This window comes from Bacillus sp. DE0042 (assembly GCF_007680225.1).
GTDB lineage: Bacteria > Bacillota > Bacilli > Bacillales > Bacillaceae_G > Bacillus_A > Bacillus_A wiedmannii.
In genome coordinates this window covers 483,910-509,757 of record NZ_VEJP01000002.1, presented here as the reverse complement: position 1 = coordinate 509,757, position 25,848 = coordinate 483,910, and the positions used below count along the sequence as shown (strand labels likewise).

General features: G+C 32.2%; 32 protein-coding genes and 4 pseudogenes. 30 read left to right on the top strand and 6 right to left on the bottom strand.

The window, feature by feature from the left end:
* The first annotated feature begins 149 nt into the window (after nucleotides 1-149).
* From FS802_RS13040 to FS802_RS12995, 10 genes and pseudogenes are all read left to right on the top strand, one after another.
* Nucleotides 150-689, top strand: a complete 540-nt coding sequence (locus FS802_RS13040; protein ID WP_000411576.1) for a T6SS immunity protein Tdi1 domain-containing protein — start codon at nucleotides 150-152, stop codon at nucleotides 687-689.
* Between the two features lie 85 nt (nucleotides 690-774).
* Nucleotides 775-1,260: an immunity protein YezG family protein gene (locus FS802_RS13035; protein WP_098251757.1), complete on the top strand. Its 486-nt coding sequence runs from the start codon at nucleotides 775-777 to the stop codon at nucleotides 1,258-1,260.
* A 509-nt stretch (nucleotides 1,261-1,769) separates the two neighbouring features.
* A pseudogene (locus tag FS802_RS13030) lies at nucleotides 1,770-3,086 on the top strand (VaFE repeat-containing surface-anchored protein); the annotation flags it as partial.
* Nucleotides 3,087-3,324: 238 nt separating this feature from the next.
* Nucleotides 3,325-3,600 (top strand): hypothetical protein, encoded by a 276-nt coding sequence (locus FS802_RS13025; RefSeq protein WP_001039210.1) that lies wholly within the window; start codon nucleotides 3,325-3,327, stop codon nucleotides 3,598-3,600.
* Between the two features lie 95 nt (nucleotides 3,601-3,695).
* Nucleotides 3,696-4,265, top strand: a complete 570-nt coding sequence (locus tag FS802_RS13020; RefSeq protein WP_001028688.1) for an imm11 family protein — start codon at nucleotides 3,696-3,698, stop codon at nucleotides 4,263-4,265.
* Between the two features lie 143 nt (nucleotides 4,266-4,408).
* The gene (locus tag FS802_RS13015; RefSeq protein WP_000513841.1) at nucleotides 4,409-4,843 is read left to right on the top strand and encodes an SMI1/KNR4 family protein; all 435 of its coding nucleotides are present in this window, start codon (nucleotides 4,409-4,411) and stop codon (nucleotides 4,841-4,843) included.
* A 98-nt stretch (nucleotides 4,844-4,941) separates the two neighbouring features.
* Entirely contained in the window at nucleotides 4,942-5,415 is a 474-nt protein-coding gene (locus FS802_RS13010) for an Imm30 family immunity protein (RefSeq protein ID WP_306474158.1), read from the top strand.
* Between the two features lie 254 nt (nucleotides 5,416-5,669).
* A complete protein-coding gene (locus FS802_RS13005) occupies nucleotides 5,670-6,125 on the top strand; it encodes a YrhA family protein (RefSeq protein ID WP_000267971.1) in 456 nt (151 codons plus the stop codon).
* 59 nt (nucleotides 6,126-6,184) lie between these two features.
* Nucleotides 6,185-6,682 (top strand): ankyrin repeat domain-containing protein, encoded by a 498-nt coding sequence (locus FS802_RS13000; protein WP_000444064.1) that lies wholly within the window; start codon nucleotides 6,185-6,187, stop codon nucleotides 6,680-6,682.
* A 91-nt stretch (nucleotides 6,683-6,773) separates the two neighbouring features.
* Nucleotides 6,774-7,247, top strand: coding sequence for an Imm30 family immunity protein (locus tag FS802_RS12995; protein WP_000377534.1), 474 nt, complete (start codon nucleotides 6,774-6,776; stop codon nucleotides 7,245-7,247).
* Nucleotides 7,248-7,431: 184 nt separating this feature from the next.
* Here the strand turns inward: FS802_RS12995 and FS802_RS12990 are convergent, their stop codons facing one another.
* Nucleotides 7,432-7,686 (bottom strand): SunI/YnzG family protein, encoded by a 255-nt coding sequence (locus tag FS802_RS12990; protein WP_000900623.1) that lies wholly within the window; start codon nucleotides 7,684-7,686, stop codon nucleotides 7,432-7,434.
* 312 nt (nucleotides 7,687-7,998) lie between these two features.
* On the opposite strand from FS802_RS12990, the gene FS802_RS12985 reads away from it, so the two are divergent.
* Together FS802_RS12985 and FS802_RS12980 are read left to right on the top strand one after the other, a co-directional pair.
* The gene (locus FS802_RS12985; RefSeq protein ID WP_001071918.1) at nucleotides 7,999-8,331 is read left to right on the top strand and encodes a DUF3895 domain-containing protein; all 333 of its coding nucleotides are present in this window, start codon (nucleotides 7,999-8,001) and stop codon (nucleotides 8,329-8,331) included.
* Nucleotides 8,332-8,427: 96 nt separating this feature from the next.
* The gene (locus FS802_RS12980; protein ID WP_000656081.1) at nucleotides 8,428-8,784 is read left to right on the top strand and encodes an Imm3 family immunity protein; all 357 of its coding nucleotides are present in this window, start codon (nucleotides 8,428-8,430) and stop codon (nucleotides 8,782-8,784) included.
* A gap of 252 nt (nucleotides 8,785-9,036) precedes the next feature.
* Here the strand turns inward: FS802_RS12980 and FS802_RS12975 are convergent, their stop codons facing one another.
* Both FS802_RS12975 and FS802_RS12970 read right to left on the bottom strand, forming a co-directional pair.
* The gene (locus FS802_RS12975) at nucleotides 9,037-9,420 is read right to left on the bottom strand and encodes a DUF1433 domain-containing protein (RefSeq protein WP_000758188.1); all 384 of its coding nucleotides are present in this window, start codon (nucleotides 9,418-9,420) and stop codon (nucleotides 9,037-9,039) included.
* Between the two features lie 83 nt (nucleotides 9,421-9,503).
* Nucleotides 9,504-9,881: a DUF1433 domain-containing protein gene (locus FS802_RS12970; protein WP_000728340.1), complete on the bottom strand. Its 378-nt coding sequence runs from the start codon at nucleotides 9,879-9,881 to the stop codon at nucleotides 9,504-9,506.
* A 58-nt stretch (nucleotides 9,882-9,939) separates the two neighbouring features.
* On the opposite strand from FS802_RS12970, the gene FS802_RS12965 reads away from it, so the two are divergent.
* From FS802_RS12965 to FS802_RS12905, 12 genes and pseudogenes are all read left to right on the top strand, one after another.
* Nucleotides 9,940-11,115 carry a coiled-coil domain-containing protein gene (locus FS802_RS12965; RefSeq protein ID WP_098653481.1) on the top strand — a complete coding sequence of 392 codons (1,176 nt, stop codon included), beginning with the start codon at nucleotides 9,940-9,942 and terminating at the stop codon, nucleotides 11,113-11,115.
* Between the two features lie 12 nt (nucleotides 11,116-11,127).
* Nucleotides 11,128-11,511, top strand: a complete 384-nt coding sequence (locus tag FS802_RS12960) for a hypothetical protein (RefSeq protein ID WP_000968638.1) — start codon at nucleotides 11,128-11,130, stop codon at nucleotides 11,509-11,511.
* 227 nt (nucleotides 11,512-11,738) lie between these two features.
* A pseudogene (locus tag FS802_RS12955) lies at nucleotides 11,739-12,021 on the top strand (pentapeptide repeat-containing protein); the annotation flags it as partial.
* A gap of 180 nt (nucleotides 12,022-12,201) precedes the next feature.
* Entirely contained in the window at nucleotides 12,202-12,660 is a 459-nt protein-coding gene (locus FS802_RS12950) for a toxin-antitoxin system YwqK family antitoxin (protein WP_098653482.1), read from the top strand.
* A gap of 161 nt (nucleotides 12,661-12,821) precedes the next feature.
* Nucleotides 12,822-13,310: an SMI1/KNR4 family protein gene (locus FS802_RS12945; protein WP_001044974.1), complete on the top strand. Its 489-nt coding sequence runs from the start codon at nucleotides 12,822-12,824 to the stop codon at nucleotides 13,308-13,310.
* Between the two features lie 61 nt (nucleotides 13,311-13,371).
* Nucleotides 13,372-14,160, top strand: a complete 789-nt coding sequence (gene imm47 / locus FS802_RS12940) for an Imm47 family immunity protein (protein WP_000418150.1) — start codon at nucleotides 13,372-13,374, stop codon at nucleotides 14,158-14,160.
* Nucleotides 14,161-14,331: 171 nt separating this feature from the next.
* Nucleotides 14,332-14,883: pseudogene (locus FS802_RS12935) on the top strand (SUKH-4 family immunity protein).
* A 72-nt stretch (nucleotides 14,884-14,955) separates the two neighbouring features.
* Nucleotides 14,956-15,219 carry a hypothetical protein gene (locus tag FS802_RS12930; protein WP_001016549.1) on the top strand — a complete coding sequence of 88 codons (264 nt, stop codon included), beginning with the start codon at nucleotides 14,956-14,958 and terminating at the stop codon, nucleotides 15,217-15,219.
* Nucleotides 15,220-15,232: 13 nt separating this feature from the next.
* Nucleotides 15,233-15,871: a hypothetical protein gene (locus FS802_RS12925; protein ID WP_000474008.1), complete on the top strand. Its 639-nt coding sequence runs from the start codon at nucleotides 15,233-15,235 to the stop codon at nucleotides 15,869-15,871.
* 4 nt (nucleotides 15,872-15,875) lie between these two features.
* Nucleotides 15,876-16,024: pseudogene (locus FS802_RS31520) on the top strand (SecY-interacting protein Syd); the annotation flags it as partial.
* 28 nt (nucleotides 16,025-16,052) lie between these two features.
* Nucleotides 16,053-16,475, top strand: coding sequence for an immunity 22 family protein (locus tag FS802_RS12915; RefSeq protein WP_002203540.1), 423 nt, complete (start codon nucleotides 16,053-16,055; stop codon nucleotides 16,473-16,475).
* Between the two features lie 209 nt (nucleotides 16,476-16,684).
* A complete protein-coding gene (locus tag FS802_RS12905) occupies nucleotides 16,685-17,146 on the top strand; it encodes an Imm30 family immunity protein (RefSeq protein ID WP_000379842.1) in 462 nt (153 codons plus the stop codon).
* A 67-nt stretch (nucleotides 17,147-17,213) separates the two neighbouring features.
* Here the strand turns inward: FS802_RS12905 and FS802_RS12900 are convergent, their stop codons facing one another.
* The gene (locus FS802_RS12900; protein ID WP_000346322.1) at nucleotides 17,214-17,921 is read right to left on the bottom strand and encodes a DNA alkylation repair protein; all 708 of its coding nucleotides are present in this window, start codon (nucleotides 17,919-17,921) and stop codon (nucleotides 17,214-17,216) included.
* A gap of 290 nt (nucleotides 17,922-18,211) precedes the next feature.
* Here FS802_RS12900 and FS802_RS12895 point away from each other — a divergent pair, with 290 nt between their 5' ends.
* The 4 genes from FS802_RS12895 (at nucleotide 18,212) to FS802_RS12880 (ending at nucleotide 20,608) form a co-directional block, all read left to right on the top strand.
* Entirely contained in the window at nucleotides 18,212-18,550 is a 339-nt protein-coding gene (locus FS802_RS12895; protein ID WP_070168956.1) for a DUF4064 domain-containing protein, read from the top strand.
* A gap of 101 nt (nucleotides 18,551-18,651) precedes the next feature.
* Nucleotides 18,652-18,981, top strand: a complete 330-nt coding sequence (locus tag FS802_RS12890) for a hypothetical protein (RefSeq protein WP_000587857.1) — start codon at nucleotides 18,652-18,654, stop codon at nucleotides 18,979-18,981.
* Nucleotides 18,982-19,037: 56 nt separating this feature from the next.
* Nucleotides 19,038-19,994, top strand: coding sequence for a DUF3994 domain-containing protein (locus FS802_RS12885; protein WP_098653484.1), 957 nt, complete (start codon nucleotides 19,038-19,040; stop codon nucleotides 19,992-19,994).
* A gap of 155 nt (nucleotides 19,995-20,149) precedes the next feature.
* Nucleotides 20,150-20,608 carry a hypothetical protein gene (locus FS802_RS12880; protein ID WP_088107078.1) on the top strand — a complete coding sequence of 153 codons (459 nt, stop codon included), beginning with the start codon at nucleotides 20,150-20,152 and terminating at the stop codon, nucleotides 20,606-20,608.
* A 147-nt stretch (nucleotides 20,609-20,755) separates the two neighbouring features.
* On the opposite strand, the gene FS802_RS12875 is transcribed toward FS802_RS12880, so the two are convergent.
* Nucleotides 20,756-22,003, bottom strand: coding sequence for an MFS transporter (locus FS802_RS12875; protein ID WP_098653485.1), 1,248 nt, complete (start codon nucleotides 22,001-22,003; stop codon nucleotides 20,756-20,758).
* A gap of 223 nt (nucleotides 22,004-22,226) precedes the next feature.
* Between FS802_RS12875 and FS802_RS12870 the strand changes: the two genes are divergently transcribed.
* Nucleotides 22,227-22,808: a TetR/AcrR family transcriptional regulator gene (locus tag FS802_RS12870; protein WP_000113334.1), complete on the top strand. Its 582-nt coding sequence runs from the start codon at nucleotides 22,227-22,229 to the stop codon at nucleotides 22,806-22,808.
* A 92-nt stretch (nucleotides 22,809-22,900) separates the two neighbouring features.
* Here the strand turns inward: FS802_RS12870 and FS802_RS12865 are convergent, their stop codons facing one another.
* Nucleotides 22,901-23,347, bottom strand: coding sequence for a DUF7832 domain-containing protein (locus tag FS802_RS12865; protein ID WP_000903314.1), 447 nt, complete (start codon nucleotides 23,345-23,347; stop codon nucleotides 22,901-22,903).
* Between the two features lie 638 nt (nucleotides 23,348-23,985).
* Here FS802_RS12865 and FS802_RS12860 point away from each other — a divergent pair.
* Entirely contained in the window at nucleotides 23,986-25,767 is a 1,782-nt protein-coding gene (locus FS802_RS12860; protein WP_001092339.1) for an S-layer homology domain-containing protein, read from the top strand.
* Nucleotides 25,768-25,848 lie beyond the last annotated feature (81 nt).

Sequence of the window (25,848 nt, the reverse complement as noted above, 5' to 3'; positions counted from 1 at the left end):
GGAAAAAGATGACAAAATAGGACTTAAATATTTAATCAAATGGAGTGAAATAATTAAAGGGGATTCTTCTTGAGATAAAAGAGGACGACCCAGATTTATATTTAGAAAAAGGAAATTCAATCTTAGAGAAATTGTGATAAGGAGATACTATGGAAAAGATAAGTGATTTTATATGTTTCGAAAAGTCGTCACAAGAGATTGTTGAAAAGTATACAGGTAAAGTTCCTGAACAAATAATAGCTTTATGGAAACAATATGGATTTGGAAGTATGTTAAACGGATATTTAAGGTTGATAAATCCAGAAGAATACTTAGATATATTAAAGGAAAGTTATATCCGTTATGAAGAGGCTATCCCGGTTTTTACAACAGGTATGGGAGATATTCTTGTGTGGGAAAATAACTATTTATTATTACTTAAGTATCGAAAAGGTACGGTAGATGTAGCAGGTGGAAAATTTAAGTTTTTCTTTAAAAATACGAAAGATGACTATTTTTTAGAGAAAGTATTGGATTGGATGCCTTACAAACAGGCAATACACAGGTACGGAAGCCTTGAAATTGATGAATGTTTTGGTTACACACCGTTACTTCCATTAGGTGGATCAGAAAAAGTAGAAAACTTACAAAAGGTTAAACTTATCGAGCATGTTTATTTCATTACTCAATTTATAGGTCCAATAGAATAATGAACGAAGAAACTGGAGGCAAGATAAAGAGGCTTTCAGATTTATTATTTTGACAAAAGTATATTACTGTAAGGGAGTAAAGTAAATGAATGTAGAGAACATGGAAAGTATTTATCAAAAAGTAGCTGTGCAGTTAAACAGTATTATTCCAGAACCGTGGGAAAAAGTAATGGTATATTCAGAAGTTGATGAATATAGTGATTCGACGGTATTTTTCTACTATCCAAAAAATAAGCAGGAACCGATATACAGTTTAGATATTGAAGATATGGAAGGGATTGATGAAGATGAGACTGATCACCAATTAAATCTTCTTGACAGTATCTTTAGAGAGTTATGGGAAGAATTTAAAAGAAATAAGAAGGAACCATGGACTAATGTAACATTTGAGTTATACTCTACTGGTAAGTTTGATGTTGAATTTGATTATACTTTATTAGAGGAAGAAAATAATTATAATCATTATGAGAGATTACTTATATGGAAGTATAAAAAGTTAGGAGTTTCTCCTGATGAAAAGAGAGAAAGTGATCTGAAACTAATTAAAGAATATATTCATACACAAAAATGATCTCTACTAGGGTTATAGATATAAGTTGTTTGAAAATAGATATCCTATGATAGTTGTCCTATCATAGGTGAGGTGTCTCATTTTTTACTGTATCGAATATCTCATCTCATACGTTTTTATACTTATTATATATGGTTACACACAACTCATCGTTTACTTCTGCCAACAACCTATTTTCCTCAATGATTCTCACCGAATCATCTTTCATGTATAAATTAAATCGAGCACGTAATTCCTAGTTTGTTTCAGGAAATGTGCTCCATTCCATAACAAGTCATTGGCAAATCCCAATAATTAAAATTTGGAAAATTAAAATAAAATGTTAAAGTGTGTAATTATTTGTTTTATAATGGAATTGTGTTTTGGTAAGAATATTTTAAATGTTTGTAATTTAAATCAAACAGGAGGTTGTAAATATGGGGAGGAAATATGTAATTAGGATTCTAGCTTTACTCTCTGTCATATCTCTTTTCTTTAACTTAATGTTACCAAAGGCTAGCGCAGAAATTGAAAAGATTCCATCATTGAAAACAACAGCTACAAACAAAGCTGATGGCGGAAAAGAGATGCATGCAAAGGAGTCTATCACGATCCAAGACAAAGTAGAGTACACTAACTTAGTTGTTGGTAAAGAGTACACTGTAAAAGGTAAACTAATGAACAAAGTTATAAATAAGCCATTATTAATTGATGGAAAAGAAGTAACAGCAGAGACTAAGTTTACTGCAAAAGAAAAGAATGGTTTTGTAACATTAGACTTTCCTTTCGTTGGTGCAGAACAGCAAGGAAGAGAAGTGGTAGTGTTTGAAGAACTATATGAAGATGGTATTTTAGTGGCAACTCATGCTGATATTAATGATGTAGGGCAAACGGTTCGATTTGTAGAACCAACAATCAAAACGACAGCAACAAATAAAGCGGATGGTGGAAAAGAGATGCATGCAAAAGATTCCATCACGATCCAAAATAAAGTGGAATATAAGGACTTGATCGTAGGAAAAGAATATGTTGTAAAAGGTAAATTAATGAACAAAGTAATGAACAAACCATTATTAATAGATGGAAAGGAAGTAAAAGCTGAGACAAAGTTTACAGCAAAAGAAAAGAATGGTTTTGTAACATTAGACTTTCCTTTCGTAGGTGCAGAACAACAAGGAAGAGAAGTAGTAGTTTTTGAAGAGGTATATCAAGATGGCGTTTTAGTGGCAATTCAATCTGATATTAACGATGTAGGGCAAACAGTTCGATTCGTAGAACCAACAATAAAAACAGCAGCAACAAACAAAGCAGATGGTGGAAAAGAGATGTATGCAAACGAATCTGTCACAATCCAAGATAAAGTGGAATACAAAGACTTAATCGTAGGAAAAGAATATGTTGCAAAAGGTAAACTAATGGATAAAGCAACAAAGAAGCCTTTACTAGTTGATGATAAAGAAGTAGCAGTAGAATCTAAGTTTACTGCAAAAGAGAAAAATGGTTCTATCACACTTGATTTCACATTTAATGCTTCTAAGCTACAAGGTAAAGAAGTAGTAGTATTTGAAGAGCTATATCAAGATGATATTTTAGTAGCAATCAATGTTGACATTGAAGATGCGGGCCATACGGTGAAGTTTAAAGAGAAAAAATTAGGAAAACCACAGCCAGAAAAGCCACAGTCAGAAAAACCGCAATCGGAGCAACCTAAAACAGGAAAAACATCAAAAGCAGGAACATTACCAGCTACAGGTGGAAATATGTACTTTACGTGGTTCTCAGTCGGAGCCGGTCTTTTGTTATTAACTCTTGGAGCAATATTATTTATGAAACGTAGAAATGCATAATTATTAAATAGTCTTTTAGACAGAAGATATGGATAGGAAATAAAGTCATAAAGAAAGGCTCTCTTTTGATTCGTTTTTTCAAAAGAGGGTCTTTTCTTAGTAACATGCTGGTTGGTAAACGAAATGTTACTAAGGAATATATGTATAGAACTAGATACAAGTAATAGTTGAGGAAAGGCCATTGTTGGAGTGGTGAAAAATAGAAATAAAATTTATGATAATTAAATAGGAGGACATAGTGAACAAGAACAGGCAGTTAATTCAACAAGTAAAAGTCGTGATACATAAGTTGGAGAAAGACTATGTGAAAGATATTAATAGTGGTATTTTACAATTAATATATAAAAGATATAAGAAAGCGTTAGAAATATTAGAGAATAACGAGGATATTAAGGGAATAACCATTGTGGGGGGCGTACGTGCATATATGGACAGTCACAATGATTATCCACATACATTATTAGAAGAATTACATAAAGCTGAAACAATCGCCAAAGAATTAACTAACAGATAGTGATAGAGGAAAAACAAGAAGTGATAAAATAAGGGAGAAGTTTTATAAAAAGCAAAATATAATTCTTGTAATGCTTGAGAATAAGGAGAGCTATTATGAATATATGGCAACTAACAAATCTATTAGGTAATGATGAAGTAACTACTTATAATGAAAGTGGACAAGAAGTATTTGATGATGGATTTAATGGTACACCTATGCTTAGTACATGGAAACCTATTCAAATGAAGACATATAAACATATGGAAAAAGCCGATTTATTAAGTTTTGAAGGAGAGTCATTTCCTACCCCACCTATTTTTACAAAAAAAGCTATACATATTTTAAATGATTTAATAGAGAATCAAGTAGAGTGTTTGCCGCTATTACATGAGACATATAGTTGTTATGCTGTAAATGTAACGAATATTTTTGAGTGTGTGGATCATAAAAAATCAGTTCCTACTAAATACGGTGGTTATGATGAGTTTATCTTTATCCCAGAAAAAGTAGAAAATCAGCATATATTTCGTAATAGTAACACGCAACATTCATTAGGAGATTTCCCTATTACATCTGTAGAAATATTTGTATCAGATGCTTTTAAAGAAAGAGTTACAAATAGTGGATTGAAAGGGTTTCGTTTTAAATTAGTATGGGAATCTGATGAGAAAAATGATGAATAAGAAATAGAAAATAATCCAATGATACGCCCAACGTCAATAGAAGATTTTAAAACACATATTCAGTAGCATTTGACTTTAATCGAGAGAATACTTGTAAATAAAATAGAATTCAGCCTTTTTTCTAGTATAAGGGGGGATAGTTTGTGGGAAAAGATGAAATTGCAAACTTATTAGACAGTATGTTAGATAAAGAATTAGAGGATTTAGATTCCCCTTCAGATAATGATTGGAGGGAACTGGAGAAAAAATTTGGATGTCAATTTCCTAAAGAATTTAAATGCTTTATTGAACTAATGTCTGAATATGTATTTCCAGGGGATATTTTAAATGTTTCTAGTGGTAAGACGAACGGAAATGATACTATTGAATTTATTTATGATTATGAAATGAAAGAAGGTTTTTGGAAAAACGAACTAATCCCTTTTTATAGTATAGGTAATGGAGATTACTTTTGTCTTCATTCAAAAGAGGGCCAGCGAACGGGAGTTTACTTTTATTTTCATGAAGAACATGGTGTAACTAAGGAAGCGGATAATTTTGAAGAATGGTTAAATCAATTACCAACCTATTTGAATTAATAACTAAAGATAGATTTGTATTCTAGAAATTAATTCTTTTATTAAACTATAAATTTTTTGAAACTCTTCAATAAACTCTACTCAAAGTATGGAGGGAAATAAATGTCATTAGAAAAAAGATATTTATTTTAAAAAGAATACGTTTTCTGGATCATGAAGATGATAGCATTGAGCTATTTGAAGAAATCTTAAATGAAATATTGCAAACGGCAGATAATAAAGTAATTATTGATTTGTGCAGTGTATTTCATGATGAAATAGATGAACCTTCGATTGTTGGTGATTTAATTGAATCGATTTTTTATATAATCGAAAAAAATGGAGTTGAAGATGGTTTAAGTAAACTGATTGAAGGGATAAGCATTGTTTTGCCACAAGCTAAATATTGTGCTAAAAGATTCTATAGAAGTCTTCTAGCTTCAGATGATTTTATTATTCCATTTATTAATGTATTGAAGAAGGCTAAAACTACAAATAAAGAAGGCGTTATTAAAATTTTGAAAGAAATAAGTGAGAAACAGCCACAACAATATTTTGAAAAAGTTGATTTGATTTGTAAAGAGGTTATTTAATACTTTAATTATAAAATAACTCGAAAGTTTGCATGTAGGATCATGAAAATCGCTTTAATATGTTTCATTAAAATATCAATCTAGATAAATTATATGGTTAATACTAGCTAGAGTGGCTTCGGAAAATATTTGAATAGCACGCCAAAAGCAATGGGCAATTTGAAACCAATCCTTGTAATGGGGCGTACTATTGAGGATTACTTTGTGTAATTCTAGCCTAAAAAAGGATTGAATATTTATTAGAAGGTGAAGTTATGTGGAGAGAGAAGATTAGTCATATATCCAAAATAAGAGAGAAACGAAATCGAAAATTCAATTTACCTATCAACGAAAAGGAGTTATCAAAATTTCGTAAATCTGTAGTAGAAAAATTTGGTGAAGATGTCCTGCCACAGCAGTACTGTGAATTTTTAAAAACAGTTAATGGAATTGAATTTAATGGATTAATAATATATGGGATTGACCAAAGTTTTTTAGATTTTAAGCCAATAAATCAGGTAGATAGTTTTTTTGATGCTAATGAAATATGGGAATCAATTAAAGAAGAAGATGAACTGATTTTTTTCGGAGATTCAGATATAGCTTGGTATTGTTATAATGTTTCCAAAAAGAAATTTGTTGAACTAGACAAGCCTTCAGGCGAGCATATGGAAACTTTTTGCGATTTTGATACTATGCTTAAATCTGCTCTCTCAGCAGCACTTAGCTAAATGTATCGTAGTCAATGTCTAACTGTTTAATCTAGATGAAAATAGTGCAGGGGGATTCTATGGAAAGTAAGGGAAAAGCGATAAAAATCTATGATTTCATTAAAAAAGGGGGTATAGAACAAGCGAAAGAGATCATTATTACTGATAAAAGTTTGCTTGATTTTGTAACGCCTTATGGAACGTGGCTACATGCTGCGGCTAGAGCTGGTGAACTGGATATGATAAAATTTCTTGTTGAATCTGGTATGGATATTAACCTTAATGAAGGTGTACCAAAGTCAGCGCCTATTGCACATGCAGCTAGTGAAGGTGAAATTGGTATTGTAGAGTACTTATTTGATAATGGTGCAATATTAGATGTTAGTGATCCAAATAGAAATCCTCTATTCTCAGCGATTTATGGTGGGCATCTTAATATTGTAAAGTATCTTGTTCAGAATGGTATTGATAGTACTGTAAAGTATACAGGGGATACTATGAAAGAGCTGGGAGCTTACGAATTTGCTATTGAAAGAGGAGAAGTAGAAATTGCTGAATATTTAAAAATGTACACTTGAGATGGAAGCCATATATTGATGTAATAGAAAAGTTGAAAACTAATGATCATATTAATTTAATTATCCAATTCATTTAAAAGGAGAAATTTATATGGACAGCAAATCTGAGATCAAGAGATTATATAGTTGTAGATTTTTAAAAAATCAATCGGAATGTGAAGAGTTTGACAGTGTATTAGAAAACTTAGCAGATTGTGATGATGAGAAGCTTATTAAAGAGTTGTGTATAGTATTTGAGGATGAAACACAAGAGGAAGAAGTTATGTTTGGTCTAGTTCATTTTATTGAAGATTTTGAAATGGGAAAATATCTAACAGAGATGCCTAAAGCTTTACCAAAAATGGTTGAGAGTGCAAAAGAGTGGGCAATGCTACTAAACATAAGAATTTTAAATAATGATTTATATAGAAGTGAGTATGCTAAAGTACTTGTAGGAATGAATCATGATATACAACTAACGATAATTAATTTACTTAATGAAATTATTGCTGATAACCCTAAAAGATTTGAGAGGACTGCCAATGAGGTTCTTAGTCAATTACAAGGAGTTCATAAAAATAAATAAGAATTGTAGAAATACTGTATTATAGATAAAACTAAGAATACCCTAGCGAAGAGCTAGGGTGTTTGTGTTATATAGTTTCACCATATGCTTCCGAATTAGGAGCAGGAGTAATCAACGAACCTTTTGTAGCGTTTCCTATAATAGAATGAAAGTGTTTAACGTTTAAATATAGGAAGAAAAACAATTAAGCTTTTATTTTGTTTAAAATGGTTACTCTATTAGTAGTGAATAATAAATAATTTTGCTTTACTGTCTTAATTAAAATACGATCAGTTGTACCATATGCTGTTCCAATTCGGATTACGCTTTTTTCTTCAACACCAGCATATGTATTATCTTCTGTTACCTCAGTGATTTCACATAATGGAATATGGATTTTAGAGAATTGCCATGAAATAATTAGTTCATCTTTTGTTTTTTCGACATGAATACCTAACATGTTACCAGAACCTTTCTATAATAAAATTTTACTCGTACTATTTTATTATACAAATTTATAAATCTTATTTCTATTTTTTTACAGAGAGTATACAATTAACAACGAGAAAATGTTCATAATTACTTTCATTCCTCTTATAACGAATTCTACAATAGAAAACAGAACATATATTTGGTATAATCGAAATATACTATATGAAACGATGTACATGAGTTTGAGATTTATGAAAAAAGGTAAGTAATACATAATAATACATACGCTATAGGATTCAGTTCATGTTATACAAATCAATCGTTAGAAAGGAAAAGAAGTATGAATCAAATTTCATTCGAAGATTTATTTGAAGAAGAAAACAAACCAGAAAAGGTGGAGGTAGCTGAGATTCCCGTACCTTTATCGCCCTTACAAAAGGATATTTTAGAATTAATTAATTCTGAAGAAATAAGTGCACTTGAGTTATGCGAACAATTAATACGAGCTGGTAAAATATCAGATGAAAGATTCACAACGAATAAGCCTAAAGCATATGGGCAAGTATGCTTACTATTAGAAGGTTTTGTTAAAGAAGAAAAGCTTATTTTTGTCAAAAGTGATGAGAAAAGAGATAGAGTATATAAATTGAAATACGAAGATTCTAACGAATAAAATGTATAAAGTATAGAAATGAAATAAGGAAGTCCTCATATTTGTGTTGAAAGAGTATTTTCACATAAGCGTGGGGATTTTTTTGAGGGAGGATGTATGAAAGATTGGGAGTATAATGAATTATTTCATGCAATTCGGGAGGCGTATGAAGAGTTATTAGATGAAGAGAGAGGGTATCGATATGCTATAGCAAAACTAGCGGATGAATTTGATAATTTAGGAAAGATTGAAGATGTTATCGTTGATACTGCCATAGGCGAAATAGCAGTCGATCATCATATAGTTTTTATTGGGCGTATTAAAGGTATAACAAAGAGGCTAAGTATGTTTAACCTTCAAGAGGCAGAAGGTGAATTAACAGTAGAGGAAATAAAAGATTTATCGATAAGAATGAACAATGTAATAGAAGAATTGAAAAATGTAAAGAGTGATTATAAATCTTCGGTTGAATAGTTCATGTTTCTGCAAAGGTAAGAGACATAGCTAAACAAGAGAATAGAAATCGCTGCATACATAAAACGTAAGATAGATGAGAGATAATAAAGGTTGGAAAAGGAATAAGACTAAAATAAAGAGATTAATAGGCATACGGTTATCAAAAATAAAAAAATTTATCTTATAGATAGTTAAATGGTTATTACTATATTACAAATAACCAACTTTTGTTTTATTTTTTATAGGAGAACAAAAGAGTAATCGTAAAGACTACTCTTGGATTTTTTTCTTTTCTTTCTTTTCGATTTCGGAAACGGAATTTTCAGGGTCTTTTATAAGTTTTCCCAGTTCTCCAGAACGTGAAAATTTATCTTCGAAGTTTTCTGTAGTACTGATACTAGCATCAAACCATAGATTTTTATCATCATTTATATATCCTTCTATAGAAGGAATTCCCATTGGACTTATTTTATGTTCTATAAATGTAATAGATTTTACATCCTGAATATTATAACGAATATACTTTTCTACACGTGCTTCTTGTGCTTTCCAAAATTTTTCCTCTTCTTCTTTATGTTTTAAGTATTCCAAAGTAAAAAATCCTCCTGCTATGAGCACCAAAGCAGATACAATCAAAATAACTACTTTCTTCATTAGAAATTCCCCTTATAAAAAACTTACCATTACATTCTTTTTAAAATGGGATAGGGAAGACAAGAGTAGTGCAGAGACTATTCTTATTTCTTTTCTTTCTCTTCCTTTTCAATTTCGGATACGGATTTTTCAGGGTCCTTTATAAGTTTTCCTAATTCCGCAGAACAATCAAATTTATCTTCGAAATTTTCTGTAGTACTAATACGAGCTACAAAATCTAATTGTTGGTTATTATTTATATACCCTTTTAGTCTAGGAATGCCCATAGGACTAGTTTCACGTTCTGTAAATGTAATAGATTTCACATCTTGAATATTATAATGAATATACTTTTCTACCCGTACTTCTTGTGCTTTCCAAAACTTTTCTTCTATTTCTTTTTGTTTTAAGTATTTCATTGTAAAATACCCTCCTGCTATAATACAAATAATGGATAAAATAATTACCAATTTTTTCTTCATAAAAGATCCCCTTATATTTCAATATAGTTAAAATATACCATGAAATGAGTTGAAACATATGAGTGAATTTAAAAAGAATGCAATTGCGACAGAGGAAGATTATTTCGATTTATCAGATGCCGTTTATGATGATCGAACTTTACATAAAGGAGCAGAAATAAAAGGACATAATAAAAGATGGGTAGTTATAGAATCAATAGATGCAGATTGTCAAAAAGTGAAAAATGGGTTACAAGCTATTGCAGTGGTGCCGAAAAATGATTATGAAGAGAATAAAACTCACTATGAAACTATAGTATTTGCATTTCGTGGAACAGAGCCTAAGCAATTAGCAGATTTCGAAACAGATATCGATCAAATTACGTTTGGAATTAAAACACATTCTAAAGTAATTACTCCAAGTAATAGTCAAACAGTAAAACCAGATTCTGCAACATCTTTTAATACCGGATTGGAATGGGTAGATAAAGTAAATGAAACATATCAGCCAACTTATGTGCATGCTACAGGGCATAGTAAAGGAGGCGCAGAAGCTGATTATGTTGCTTCGGAACGGAATTTTTATGCAACTACATGGGCTGCACCAAATCCTTATGGTTTGCTAAGTCCTGAAGCAAAAAAACGAGTAGATAGAGGGGAAATGGAAAACAAAGCTACGGATTATACACATGAGAATGACCCAATTGGTAACCATACTCAATTCGGTGCACCTCTAATTGGTAAGCAATTTACAGTGAGACAGAATGATACAAAAGAAGGTTTTTTTACACGTTTAACTATGGAAGGGCACGGCAGAGATACATTTAGAGGAGCATTTCATTCAAATGGAAGTCCCCAACTAAAATTAGAACCTGAAGATATTATAAGACAAGCACAAAAAATTCAAATGCTCAGTAATCGATTATCAGATATAGCAAAAAATATAGAAGAGTTTCAAAGAAGAGAAGCTGAAGCGGTTCGAAAGTTGAAAAGTCAATTAAAATATGAAACAGGGCCAGGTGGAAAATATCATCTATTAGAAGCATACGAAATAGATGAAGCCATCTCACGAATTGCCAAAACGAAAGAAGGTGGAAATGACTATTTCCACGATGTACACATGGCAGAAGAATTAATTCATCTTTTAAGAAAAGAACAAAAAAGTTTAAGTAGATTTGGGGACGAAATTAGTGATGCAGCAAATTCACTTAGGGATAAAGATAATCAATTAGCGGGGAATTTTCAGTTTAGATAAGGAGATAATTATATGATGGATTTTATGGGGGAAATTAAAAAGATAGAAAAGCAAATCGAAAGTGTTACAGGAGATTTAGCAGATCAGGTTGTTGAGGAGTTACAAGCTGCTAAAAAACAGATTGAAAGAGAAATGCAGCGTATGATGTTAAAAACAGAAGTAGGGTTTAAATCAATAGACATTATAAAAGAAGATACATATGCTCTTCAAAAAAACATAGGGGCATTTCATGAATTACAAACAAGTCTAAGAGATATAGCAGCAGAATTAGAGAAAAGTTTTGAAAGTAAAACTGGCAGTAAAATCAATGAAGAATTAAAAAAATATGAAAAACAAATTAACAACAACATTTTTAATGAACATGTTCACTTAGCAAACAGTTGTGGGAAAAAATAAGAGAAGAGGAAAAACTAAAGATAGTTTCTATTACTTTAATTTACTGAAAGAGATGCACTATGTAAATATGAGGTTTGGATTGAACAGAAAAGTGTGTCTGGTGATAAGTTATATGAATGAATAGATAATACAAATTGTATAGAAATATATGAGTTCGTTGAAGGTGAGAGTGAATTAAGGGGAAGGCTAGAGTAGGAAATAGATGTATTCATAGGAAGGATGCAGTTATGAATGAGAATAATAGAATAAGAGTCAGGGAAATATTAAATCGATCTCAATACAATGATGAAATAATAGATGGGCTAGATATGAGCAATGTAGACCTTACTTTTTTGATTTGTCAGAGGTGATGGCAGAGGATATTATGGCAAAACAAGTATGAGAGCATCGTTTTTTGATTGTGATTTTGAGTTTGCCGATTTCAGAAGCTGTAATTTAGAGGAAATACATATTGCAGATTGTAGATTTGGTGAAGCGGACTTCCCTAAAGTAAATATGAAATATGGTGAGAAGTAAATGAATTTTGAACATTTAAAGGCCTATAATGGATAGCATACGTTATAAACAAATATTAGAAAATACCTCTCATTGTATATAGAAATTACATAATAAAAATAGAAGTATATTACGATAAAAACTTACTTTTACAACAGCTTAACCATTAGCTAATATTGTAAAGGAGGATTGAAAATGTTAAATGATGTGTTAACGAAGGAGTATATAATACAGAATGGCCTTGAGTTTGAAGAGTGTTTAGAATATGGGGGACCTTATGGGCTAGGAATAGTAGAGTGTGCAGATGATGGTAAAGAAAAATTGTTTACTGGCTTAGCTTATGATGTTTATGAGAATGGAAATATAGAATGTTATTTCTATGTAGAAAATGTTGTTAAACAAGGAGAGTATGTGGAGTTGTATATGAATGGAAATATAAAAAGAATCAGCAATATGAATAGAAGCGCGGTTGAAGGCTACTATGTTGAATTTTTTCAAAACGGAATGAAGAAGCATGAGTCTGAATATATTGCGGGACGTGAAATGACTTTTAAAAAGTATGATGAACAAGGGAATGTTGTAAAACAAAAAATAGAACCAACTGAATTCGATATATTATATGCGGAAAAATTCAGTAGCGGTTTAAACAAGTAAGGAACACTACATTAAAAATATTGAATATTAATAAAATAACGAATTATAATTCGATTGAGAGATAGTTATAGAAAGATATATCGAAATATAGAAGTATGTTTATGGCGCGAACAAATATAAATGAAAAAAAGACTTGAGGAGATTCAGTGGGGTGGTAGGAGATGAATAAAGTAGAATGGAGATCACCAGATAAGCCTTTATTGCGAGAAAATGTAAAGAATGTGGAAAAAGAGTTGGGCATTCATTTTCCTTTAGATTATATAGAATGTGTAATGAAGAATAACGGAGCACATGTTAGCCCAGAAGTATTTGAAGTTGAGGGGAAGAGAAAAGTTTTTGGTACATTACTAACTTATGATATGGATGATGATGAAAATATTATTGAGGTATTCAATGACTACAATGACACATTACCGATTGCATTGGTGCCATTTGCATTTGACCCAGCAGGAAATTTAATTTGCTTTGATTATAAAAATCATGAAGAAGATCCAATTGTCGTCTTTTGGGAACATGAGGGAGCATGGGAAAAGGAAACATTGATGGAAAGTGAAGGGATTACGGCTGAGGAAGCAGAGGAAGTAGCGAGAGAACATGTATTTTTTGTGGCTAATCATTTTACGGAGTTTTTAAATAAGTTACATGATTAATAATATTATCCATATAAAATGGTTCGTATAAATGTAAGCAGTAATAAAAGGCGGGAGAATGATGGAATTAGAGCATTTAAAAAAAGATATTTGGTATGGAGAAATTTCTAATCATACAATTGAAACTCTTAAGTCTAGCTTAAGGGATAGTGCAACAGAGACAGAATGCTTTATTTTAATTAACGAATTGTTAAAGTTAGGTGATTTCTCCGTAAAGAGGTTACTAATTGAACTTATGAATAGTACTCGAAATGAGCTTGTTTTACATTTATGCACTAGACTATTTTGTTCAGTAGCTACTCACGATGATTTATTAGAAACGAATAATTTGAAATTCCTTTCAAGTGCTTCAGAGGATGGAGTTCATAATTTTGTAGTAAGTGCTGGTGAAACTCTTTCATATCATGTAGTACCATATCTTTTAGCGTTACTAGAAGAGTGGGAAGATACCTTTGTTGAAAAAGCTATAAGAAATGAACTTTCATGGATGCTTGGAATGGAGGACGAGTATTATGAAGTACCGTTAGAAGAGTTTAATGAAGCTTATTCTGTTTTTATCGAAAATAACGATACGCAAGAATATTATTATCGTAATAGACTATCTTTTCCTGGAGATTTGGCAAAGAAGTTAGTTTCGGAAGTTATGAGTTCTTTAAGAGATAGAACTACTTATAATGTTGTTACTATACCTTCCATTTTATCAATTTGGAGTGGAATCAAATGTCCTATTCAATACGATACGATAATAACAAATGAAAAAAATAGAGAGTTGATGTCATATATTGATGTTCTAACAAAGAAAGAATGGAAGATTGGTAAAAAGTATTTTTATGGACATGTAGTCGTATAAGAAAACGATACATGTGATGAATATAAAACATTCTATGGCACCCTGTTAAGGAGTGATTTTTACTATAACGGAAAGCTTTAATGGATGGTATGTTTTATGGAGGAAAATAAAAAAACAACTAGTAGCTCAACTAAATGTTAAAAGATATAAACACATCAAGAAGGTGAAAAAATGATACTACCAGAGAATTTTCGAGAGAAATGGGATGTTAATAAAGATGGCCCACTCATTACATTTCCTGAAAAAGAATTAATAAACAAAAACTTTTCAGCTGAAGTGAAACGATTTTTGTCTATAGGAGGCTTACCAGAAACACCGCCACTGTATTTAGAATTTACTTGATCTCAGTCTTTCGTAAGGTCTATTATAAATGTATTTCAAATGCCAGAAGAGTTTCGAAAATATTGGTATTTAGGAACAACAAGTTCTGGAGATCCAATTTGTATAATTGAAAAACAAGAAAAAATAGTATTTCTAAATAATAGTGATGCGTATAAAGAAGTGTTTATGAATTCTTCTATACATCAATTTGCAGCATGTTTATTAGTATATTCAAAAATGATTGATAAGGCAGTAGAAATAAATGGTGAGGATGCCTTTATCGATAATAATATACTAGAGTGTACAATAAGTTGGTTGAAGGAAGAATTGAAAAAAATTGATGATAAGTGTATGAAAAAGGGGTCTTTTTGGTTTATTGAAATTGAGAGCTTATATGAATAATTGGAAGTGAAAAGGGGGATATTCCGGTATTTTTATAGGTAGTAAAAAGTTATTCTAAAAGGAGTATATCGGGTGAATCATAGACGCAAGAAAAAGAAACCGAAACAAATAAGAAAAGAAGCTGTTCAGTTAAAACCGATAGTAGAAGAAGCAAAAACACTAAAGAAGAGTAGCAACAAGTTGGTTGATATTCTCCTAGGTATTCTTCTTTTCCCAATTCTTATATGGGCTGTCTTGGAAGGTTGTACAACACAATTAAGCAAAGGGAAGACTTTCCTTATTATCGTTTTCTTTCTCTTAATTGCAATAGGGTTATCTATGATAGGAAACGAATAAGGGGGAAATTCAGATGTTTAAGAAGAGGGAGAAAAAAAACATTTACGTTAGACTTGTAAACACACAAGGGGAAATTATTCGAGAGTTTGATTGTACAGAAAAAGACTTGCGAAAAGTAAAAGAAAATGGTGCTGAAATTCGTGTGGTTGGAGATAACTCATATGAGATGGTAGCAACCGATGAACAACTAGAAAAATTAGCAAGAGTCGAAGCGGAAATCGAAGCAGAAATTAAGGCATGGGAAGACGCTTTAAATGAGAGTTTGGATGAACGCGAAGAAAGAGAAGCAAGACAAAAGGAATTGAAAGAAAAGAATAAATGGAGTACAAAGAAGAAAGTGACCGTATTTGGGCTGATATTCTTTGTATTTATTGGATTACCTATTATCGAAGGGTATCAGAATAGTAAACTAGTTGAAGAAGGTACATCATTACATGCAGAAATTGTAGGTAGGCATGTAGAGAAGGAATTCATATTTACACACCCAACATTAGTAGTTGAGGTAGACGGTAAAATGCATAATGTATGGGTAAGTGAAGAGACATATAACGGAGCAGAGTGGTTAGGTAGACTAAAAGTCATCAAAACAAAAGATGGTAAAGTGGAGAAAGACCCTAGATATGAGGGCGAAGACTTAATCACGAGTTATTAAGGGACTAGATAAGATTCCTATAGGGATAAAAGGAAATGGTTTACTAGTTGTTTTAAATAATGTAAGAGGAAAGAACGAATTCGAGGATTTCGAACGTGGATGTTTATAGAGGTTTCGAATAGTTTAAATGAGTTGATTTCTTGTTTGAGGCTATAAAAATAGTAAAGTAAAGAATGTTTATATGAATTATAGACCGGCTAGATGGGGTGGGAAAGTGGAATATAGTGGAATGGCTTCAGTTTGGTTTGGAATTTCTAAATCACTCCAAAATCTTGAGGAGTATGTCGATATAGATTACACGTTAGATGGTGATTCAGTTCATTCAAAGTTTGGGACGAGCTTTGAATTCGGTTATTATGATGAAGATAATATTGAAATTTGTTTTTATGAGAATAATAAAAGGTACGTTGAACATATTTTAAGTGATTTTTCTTATAGTGAACGAATTATTCCTAAAATAAAAAAGCTAGTAAATGGAGATAGTTTAGCGAACGATATTAACTTTGCTATTGTTCTTTATGATTTTAAATATAATGAAGCGAAAAGAGAAGATATGTTTGATGGTTTAGAGGTTACATTTATTGGTTCTATGCCGTACAGGTAGTTTGTACTATAAGCATTTCTATGAAGAGATCAAATACAAGGTAATTGAAGTAGGTTATCAGGATATTACTTTTTAATTTCAATACGTTTCAATAAACGCTTGTATATTACTTTAAAAATAAAAAAGCTGATTCACTGATGGAATTTATGATAAAGATCTATCGGGACAGTGAATATTTTGAAGATGAAAAAAAGAAAGGATAATCTCTTTTGGATACTAAAGAACATTTAAATCGATTATATGATAACCGTTTGCTAGAAAATGAAAATGAGATACAAGAGTTTAATGAGTCATGCATACGAGTGATTGAGTGTAACGATATTTCTATTATTCCAGATTTATGTTTAGTCTTTGATGATGATACTGAACAACCTGAAGTGATGTTTAGTTTGATTCATGGGATAGAGGGCTTATATGAAAATTATATAGAAGAGGGATTGAAATGTATTGCTACAGCTGCTCCGTCGATGATGAGCGGCGCTAAAGACTGGGTAGAGATTATACATTACAGAATACTTAATGATCCCCAAATAAGAACGGTGTATGGAAAAGTACTTTCGCAATTTGATTTATCCATTACAAGTAGCATTAAAGAACTATTATTGGAAATAAAAAATGAAGATCCTGATATGTTTAGTAAATCTATTAATGAAGTCATTGAGCTTATCTAATAGTCGAATAATCTCAATAAAAAAGGGTGTCAATCTTTCTCGAATTGACACCCAGATACGAATCTGTTTAACATCTTACATACTTACGTTTAAAACCAAGTCTTCCTCTATCAAGTTCTTTCTGAATACTCTCTGTAGCATGTAACAAACTGCTTTTTTTATTATCACGTTTGATTTCAACTATACCAACTTCTTTTGCAGTTTCGACTGCTTTTTCATGTAGTGGTACATATGAAATTGCCACGGTGTTTAGGAAATTATTCATAGCGGATTTTGTTCGTTCTGGAGAATGATGAATTGTATCTTTCACCATTTCAAGCATATCGGAAATTTTGCTTTCGGAAAACTCGTTGTCTTTGCGATTCCCTAAAAGCCAGCAGTAGCAACTCCAGCCGGCAGACATTTTAAGTTCGTCCCCACTTGCAATCCATGTATCAGCAACGTCTTGTGCAATATTTGACTCCGATAAAGTTACTGCTACTACATAATCAGATAGCATATAAAAATAAGCCCCATCTATCCAACGATTAAAATCCGATTCACTCATAGCTTTTGGATCGGCAATAATGCCTGCAAAGTACATAGCGTCGTAGTTGCCTGTGGCATAAAGTTCTTCAGCTAATTCTTGATTTAATTTTATTTTTTTAGCGATTGGTTTCATGGCACCTGTAGCTACGCCAAAAACTGGTTCGTGGGCGCCGTTAGATATGTATATTTTTTTCGTTCGTTCCTTACCTAGAGCTTCAAGTTCTTGCATAACTGTTTTAAAATCCATAGCTGTGCACCTCCTTCCTTCATGTAAAAGCCTTTTTAAGTCTTTCATATTTCTTATGTTAATACTAATTGTATTCAAGAGGTATGTCTACTTTCTAAAGGTATCGAAACTAGTTAGTAATTTTGAAGGCTTTGATTTTGTAACTACTACAAGCTATCTATAATGGTAAGTAGGTCACTGTAAGGTAAGGAAAAATGAAAAGTATGTATAGTTTTTCCAATAAATATTTGGTATGATGGTGAATGGGAAAAATATACAAGTTGTTAGTGGCTCATAAAAGGGGGATTGAATTGAAAAGAACGCTTGAATTCGTACTAGGTTTAATTGGTGGCATTATAGGAATTATTATTTCCATACTATTAATAGTTGTAGCGTTTAATATTATGGAAGGTTTTGATTATGAACTTTTAGCTTATTACTCTATTATTTTAACGGTTCAAATAGGGTTGCTTATTTTATCATGTTTAGTAAACAAGGTTAATAATAAAGTTTATGGAGTTTGTATGATTGTGATTCCTATAGTTATGTTATTTATGTCATTATTCTTTTTGCTTATTCCAACAATATTACAAATTATGTCTGGTTCATTTGCATTTAGAACACTAAAGTTAGAAACGAATGTAGGATAAATATAATTATCAACGTCTGAATATTCGGTTTCTTTAATGTTTTCGTTTGCAGTTCAAATTAACATAAGGTACAAAGTTGTGCGCTTTAGGAGGAGAAATAGATGATTATTTGGTCTGGTTGGGGTTTTTTAGTCGCAATTATTGTAATTATTAATACTCTTTTGGGTAAGGTTATCTTTGGATCTATAACGGGGGACGCTACATATTTTCAAGACCATAGTTGGCCAATGGCGGTAATGTTTATTATATCAGGAGTTATGTCTTGGTATTTAGGAAAATATATTAATAAGCCAAATGGGAAAGTTTATATAGATGCCGAAACTGGTGAAAAAGTTATGTTTAACAAAAAGCACTCACTATTTTTTATAAAAATGGAATATTGGGGACCGATTCTAGGAGTTATTGCGATTGTAACTTTAATTACAAGATAAAAAAAGAGGATGGGTATAGTAAGAGTAATCTATTCAAGTAGAAGGAGAAATCAGTCATGAATGCAAAGAAACTACTAGGGGTAGCAGTTCCGGTCATGTTGTTATTTGGTTGTGGAGTGTCTGAGAAAACGAACACTTCTAAACAGGAGAAAACGGAAGAATCTAAAGTAAAAGAATCGAAGTCTAATAGTAAGAAAGAAAAGGTTTCAAAGGAAGACTATCCTCATAAAGTGTATAAATTAGGGGTAGAGTTTGATAAGTTGTTTGCGGAGCATAACAATATTACAAGAGAGGTTTTTGACGGTAAGAAAAAGAAATCAGATATAGTAGATAGTGTGAAAGAATTAAATAAAGTGTTAGATAAATTTGAGTCGATAGATCCCCCTGTAGAGTATGTAAATCAACAAAAGGATTTTGAAAAAGCAATTGGTTATTTTAGAGAGTCTTTTTCTTTAATAAATGAAGTATTCACCCGAAAAGAAAAAAGAGAAAAAGGCGATAAAACTGATAAAGAGTTAATCGAGAAATCCGAAAAGTTAGTGAAAGAAGGAGATATTTACTGGCTTAAGGCATTCAAAGATCTTGAAGGGGATATTAAAATCAGTGACGGTACAGTATCTGTGAAAGATTTGAAAGAGTTAGATAAGAAAGCTGGAATTAATACGGATAACGTTATGAAGAATGTGAAAGATGGTACGGAATTAATCGGTAATTGGGGATTCAAAGGAGCAGACGGTTTCATTATGTCACTCATTCTAAAAGGTGATAAGACATTTGAAACGTATGGTAAAGGTGAGTATCCAAATAAAAAGAATTATATTGAAGGAACTTGGGAATATGATAAGGAAGCTTTTACAATCTATTTACATCTCAATAAACGTTTAGTAGACGGTGTAGAAGATACAATTCAAAAAAAGAAAATAGCATATAAAGTTCAAGATTATGATGGGGAAAACTTACGATTATTTAATGAGACTTCATTCAATACAATTAAGTATGTGAAGCAAAGTTAAAGTTATGTAGGACTAGGTTTAAATGGCCTGGTCCTTAATTAAAGTGTGAGTATGTAAATAATATGTTATCTTTGGTTTTGTCTACTTAGTATCATGTTATTATTTAATAAAGTAATAAATGGAGTTTCACATTAAATATATGGGATTGGTTACAAATGATAAAGAAATTTACGAGACTAGTATTAACTGTAGTTATACCAATCGTTCTTATTACAGGTTGTGGAACTGCTGAAAAAACTAAAGTACAAGAGACGAAAGCGGTACAATCTGAGAAAAAGGATTATATGGATTACTCATATGGTAGCAAAGGTATATTAGTAAGCAGCAAAGCGAAAGAGCGTCAACAATACGAGGTTGGGTTTATAGATGACAACAAGTTAATAGGGATTGATGAAAATATTGAGGACTGTATGATTTTAGATAATAAAGATGAAGCAAGACTCGTTTGGAAACAAATAGAGCGTGGATCTATTATTGAAGTGCAATATGGTAAGGATCGCAATGATATTGTAGGCGTACAATTAGTAGGAGATCGTGAGTCATACGAAATTAGTGATAAGTTTGATCGAAATACGATAAATGAGATTGTTGAAAACGTTAAAGGGAATTCGTAATAGATGTATTTCGATAGTATAGGATTCCTTATCATGAAATTGTGAATCAACGGCATTTTTTATATGAAAATGCCGTTGATTTGTGTTAAAAAATAAGTGCTACTCTATAGTCTTGTAGAAAAACACGTATTAAACATAAATGAATTATTATTCGTTCAGCTGTGATGATCGCCGTAATGTTATTATCCAAAATAAAAGAGCGCAAGCACTAACAGATACACCTAATATGCATACTCCATCCCAACCGTATTTTGCATACGTATTTGTTGAAAGAATTGCACCTGTTGCACTACCGATAGAATAAAAAATCATGTAACTGGCAGTGAGTCGACTTCTTGCTTCGGGACGCACTGTGAACAGCATACTTTGATTGGTGACATGTACAGCTTGCACAGCTAAATCTAATAGGATAATACCGAAAATTAGTAATAATAGAGAGTGGTTAATAGATTTAATTAGGAGCCATGAGAGTATTAATAATGATAAGGCTATGCCAGTTGTTCTTTGTCCTAATCCTTTATCAGCTAATTGCCCAGCTTTAGTAGCAGCAAATGCACCTGCCACTCCAGCAAGACCGAACGCACCAATAGCTGTATGTGAAAGATTATGTGGTGAAGCACTTAGAGGTAATACTAAAGAAGTCCATAAAATACTGAATGAAGTGAAAATAAGCAATGCTAATATTCCTCGAATGCGTAAGAGTCGTTCTTCTACAAATAATAAGAGAACAGAGTATATTAATTTTCGGTAAGATAGAGTTGTTACTTTTTTATGTTCAAGAGTAGGCAAATTTCGGTGTAACAAAAAAGTTACGAAGAGTAAAAGGATAGCAGAGGTGAGATAAACGGACCGCCATCCAGCTAAATCCGTTAATATGCCTGCAAATGTACGAGCAAGAAGAATACCTATGACAACGCCACTTGTAACGAAACCTACAATGCGTCCACGTTCTGCTGGATTAGCTAAAATTGATGCATATGCGACGAGGGTTTGCGTAACAGTTGCAAGAATTCCTACTAAGGCCATACCTATAAAAAGTACGGTGCTTGAGGAAGCGCATCCGATTATAATTAAAGCGAAAACGGATAAAAGCATGTGAGCAATAATAAGTTTCTTTTGGTTTAATAAGTCACCAAGTGGAACGAATAAAAGTAATCCAAGTGCATAACAAACTTGAGTAATAGTAATTACAATACCGATAGTTGAATGACTAATCTTAAATTCATTTGATAAAGAATCAAGTAGTGGATGAGCGAAATATATGTTTGCCACAGCCATTCCGCAAGCTATTGCGAATAATAGAGTCATATAACGAGACATTGTTGCATGAACAGGTGAATGTACCTGAGTGTGAGTATGTTTTCGAATAGTCATCGTTTTTTCTTTACTATTCATAAAATCAGCTCCTTTTTGGATTATCGAAAATAACGTACCGAACGGTATGTTATTTGTAAGTAAAATATAATCTTGAAGAAATATATATGTCAAGTTTATTTTGAGTTAATTATGATTTTTTGACATGTCGTTTATAATCTAATACGATATATAATATACCGATTGGTACATAAATGATGGTGCATAGTCTTAATAACTAGATGTAGAAAGGAGATGGTTTTAAATGGCACGACTACGTGAATTTGATGAAGAAAAAGCTTTAGATGCTGCTATGCAACTTTTTTGGGAGAAGGGATACGCAGCTACTTCATTAAGTGAGTTAACTGCTAAAATGGAAATACAAAAGCCGAGTTTATATTCAGCCTTTGGTGATAAAGAGGGATTATTTGAAGCGGCATTAAGGAGATACACAAATTTACATGCGGCTAATATACGAACAAAACTTCAAAACGAACAATCTGTAAAAGGAGCAATTCGGACGTTTTTTGAAAATATGGTGGAGGAGGAATATAAAAAAGAGTTCAGTAAAGGTTGTTTTTGTATTAACACAATGGTTGAACTTGCTCCTCATAATGAAAAATTTGAAGTACTGACTAGAGAGCATCAAATGTATCTTGCAGTTATTTTTCAAGAATTAATTACGAAAGGAATTCGATCAGGAGAACTGCAAAATGATTTGAACGCTAAAGCATTAGCGCAAACATTAGTCACGTCCTTAATTGGATTAACAGTGTTAATGAAATCACGTCCAGAACGTTCCGTTATAGATAATTCGATATCGATAATAGTATCGTTAGTAAAATAATAATTGTAGAAGTATGTTTCAATTATATGGTTTTTGGATTAGATACTAAGAAAGTCGATTCCTTATTAACATAAGAAATCGACTTGTTATAATTATTTATTTTGTAAGTTGTCTTTCCAAAAATTATAGCTATTATCAATAACTTCTTTTAATTTGAAATAGTTTTCCCAAGTATCTTGCACATGGTAGAGAGTTTCGCCTTCATTTATAAAAATATTACTGTAATCATTTATATATTTCCAGTCCTCGTCGTGGTTAAAGTAGTACATTGCGAATTGGTTGCCCTCATCATTTAACATGTCATCTGCTAAAACGCCATCCCAGTTCATATAAATTTCTGTGCCAGTCATTTGTCTAAGTTTAAACTGGTTAATTTCGTCTTGAGACTCTTCTTCAAATTCTTGACTACATAAATGATGTTCAATTATCCATCCTAAAAACATACCAGTATGTACAAAAGCTTGATCGATTGATAAGTCCTCAGGGAAATTACCTTCATAATGGTACTTCGCTTTATCATAAACAATCGTATGTAACAATTAGGTCATCCCCTTTAATGTAGTATCTAATTAAATTCGTACTGTTTGTTTTAATATTTTAACTATGTTTTCAAGCCATTCTAGCAGTGTTATTTCTAGCTCTTCAAAGTATATCCCATCTGCTGAATATCGTATGTACTCTCGTTTTTCTTCATCATTTTTTGGTCTTCTTCATTTCAGCTATCAATATGAGAAATCTTTTCCAAATAAAACTCCCTTCAATATAAAAGGTTACATCTATATTATCGCAAGAATGTAAAAATGTTAATATTTTCAAGGAGAAAAAGTACAAAGAAACAAGATTTATTTGATAGGTATGAAAAATCATAAAGATCCTTCTTGTTGAAGAAAATCAGTAAAAGGTATCCTAATCTATTTTTGAGAAGTAGTAGTGTGTATGAGGGGAAGTGTTTTTGACGGCATTTGCAATTGGTTATAAAATAATGTCTGTTAAGGAATTTTATAGAAACTATCATTCACCTGCTGGGGATAAAATGAAAGCATGTAAAAGGATGAATATACATAGGTGATGAAAAAATTTTTGTTAAAAGTACATAGTAGATTCATAGTCTTTCACTAATGAGAATATAAAGGGAGGTTGAGATACTACACGAACAGTGTAGGTATCGATTACAGCAATGAATACAATCATGAAAAAAAGAGTAATTGCACTATCAACAAGTTTAGTAATGTTAGGGAGCGCTCCTTTAGCAATATCAGCAGAAGAGAGTAAAAACCCTCAAACTGATCAACTTCGTATCGCACAAGGGGAACGTGGAACGAGCGGGTTAAGTTATTCTAATTTCAATCTAGAAACTCCAGATCACATGCAAATTAATGAAGCGGAAGTATCAGAGAATGAGAAAATTCTCTTAGAAGAATATAAACATAAACATGATGAAACAGAAGAGCTACATAAAATGAAAGAAGCGAAAACAGGTCAAGTAGCGGATGAAGAAGCGATTTCAAATATTGAAAAGGCATTTGAACATGTAGACGGTCGAAATGATGGTTCTACTCGTGAAATGAAGCCGGTTGAAAAGCCAAGAGCTATTCAATATAGTGCATCGATGACTACAAAGAAATATGGAACACTTGCAGGTGTACCATTTGTAGAGTGGATTGTTCCAGCAGGAAATCCTGATATTCGGCCGGCTAATCCGATGAAAGCACGTTATATTACAATTCATGAGACTGCAAATACAGCACGTGGTGCGAATGCTGAAAATCATGCGAAATATTTGTATAAACAAGCAACGGAAGGTACGTTCCGAACAGCTTCGTGGCATTTTACTGTGGACGATAAACAAATCTATCAGCACTTACCAACAAATGAAAATGGTTGGCATGCAGGAGATGGTGATGGTTCAGGAAACAGAGAGTCTATCGGTATTGAAATTTCAGTTAACCAAGATGGAGATTATAATAAAGCGTTAGAGAATGCGAAGCGACTTGCAGGATACTTAATGAATAAAGAAGGAATTAGCACGGATCACATTTATAGGCATCAACAATGGAGCGGAAAAAACTGTCCTGATATTTTAATTTCTCGTGGGAATTGGAATGGCTTCGTACAAGGTATTCAATGGTATGCAAATGTTAACGCACAAATTGACTCGCCTTTACAAGAAAGAAACGAGCTATTTGATTCAAATGAATATAATCCAGCTGAACCTAACATGGAGCTTGTAGTGAATGGTGACGGTATAAACGTACGTAGTGGTGCGGACCTTGAGCATCATATTGTTCGTAAAGCTTCAAAAGGTGACCGTTACAAAGTGTTAGCAGTTAAAAACGGTTGGTATAAAGTGGGAAATGGAGAGTGGATTTTCTATAATCCAAGTTGGATTAAGATTAACTACAATGTACCAAAAGAAGAAGTACAAAAGCCAAAAGATGATATTACAGGTGGATGGTTTGAGGGACATATTCGTAAACTACACAGTCTAGGTATTATGCACGGAGAAGGAAATGGTGTATTTGCGCCTTATCGTAATGTAACGAGAGCTGAGTTTGCTGCATTAATTTCAAATGCTCTTCAATTACCAGAAGGAAATAAGTCATTTGTAGACATTAACAAAGCGCATCCGTCACTTCATAATGGTATTAAGCGAAGTGCAAGTGCAGGAATTATTAGCGGTCGTGGCGGAGGAATTTTTGACCCGAATGCACCAATTACTCGTGAAGAAGCATCGGTTATGATTGACAAGGCATTACAGTATAAAGGTGTTACAGGTAATTTAGTTGCATTACCATTTACAGATCAACATTTGATCGCATACAAACAGCCTGTTCAGCGATTATACAGCTTACAGGTAGTTACTGGTGTTGGAGATAACAAGTTTAATCCTAAAGGTACAACAACTCGTGGTGAGGCAGCTGCCTTTTTAGTGAAGATGTTAGACTCTATGCAGAAATAAATGAATGGTATGTAAAAGTTTGTACTGATGCAAGAAAAAGTAATAAGGATGTTAAAGGAGCTATCCAAAATGAAAATTTGG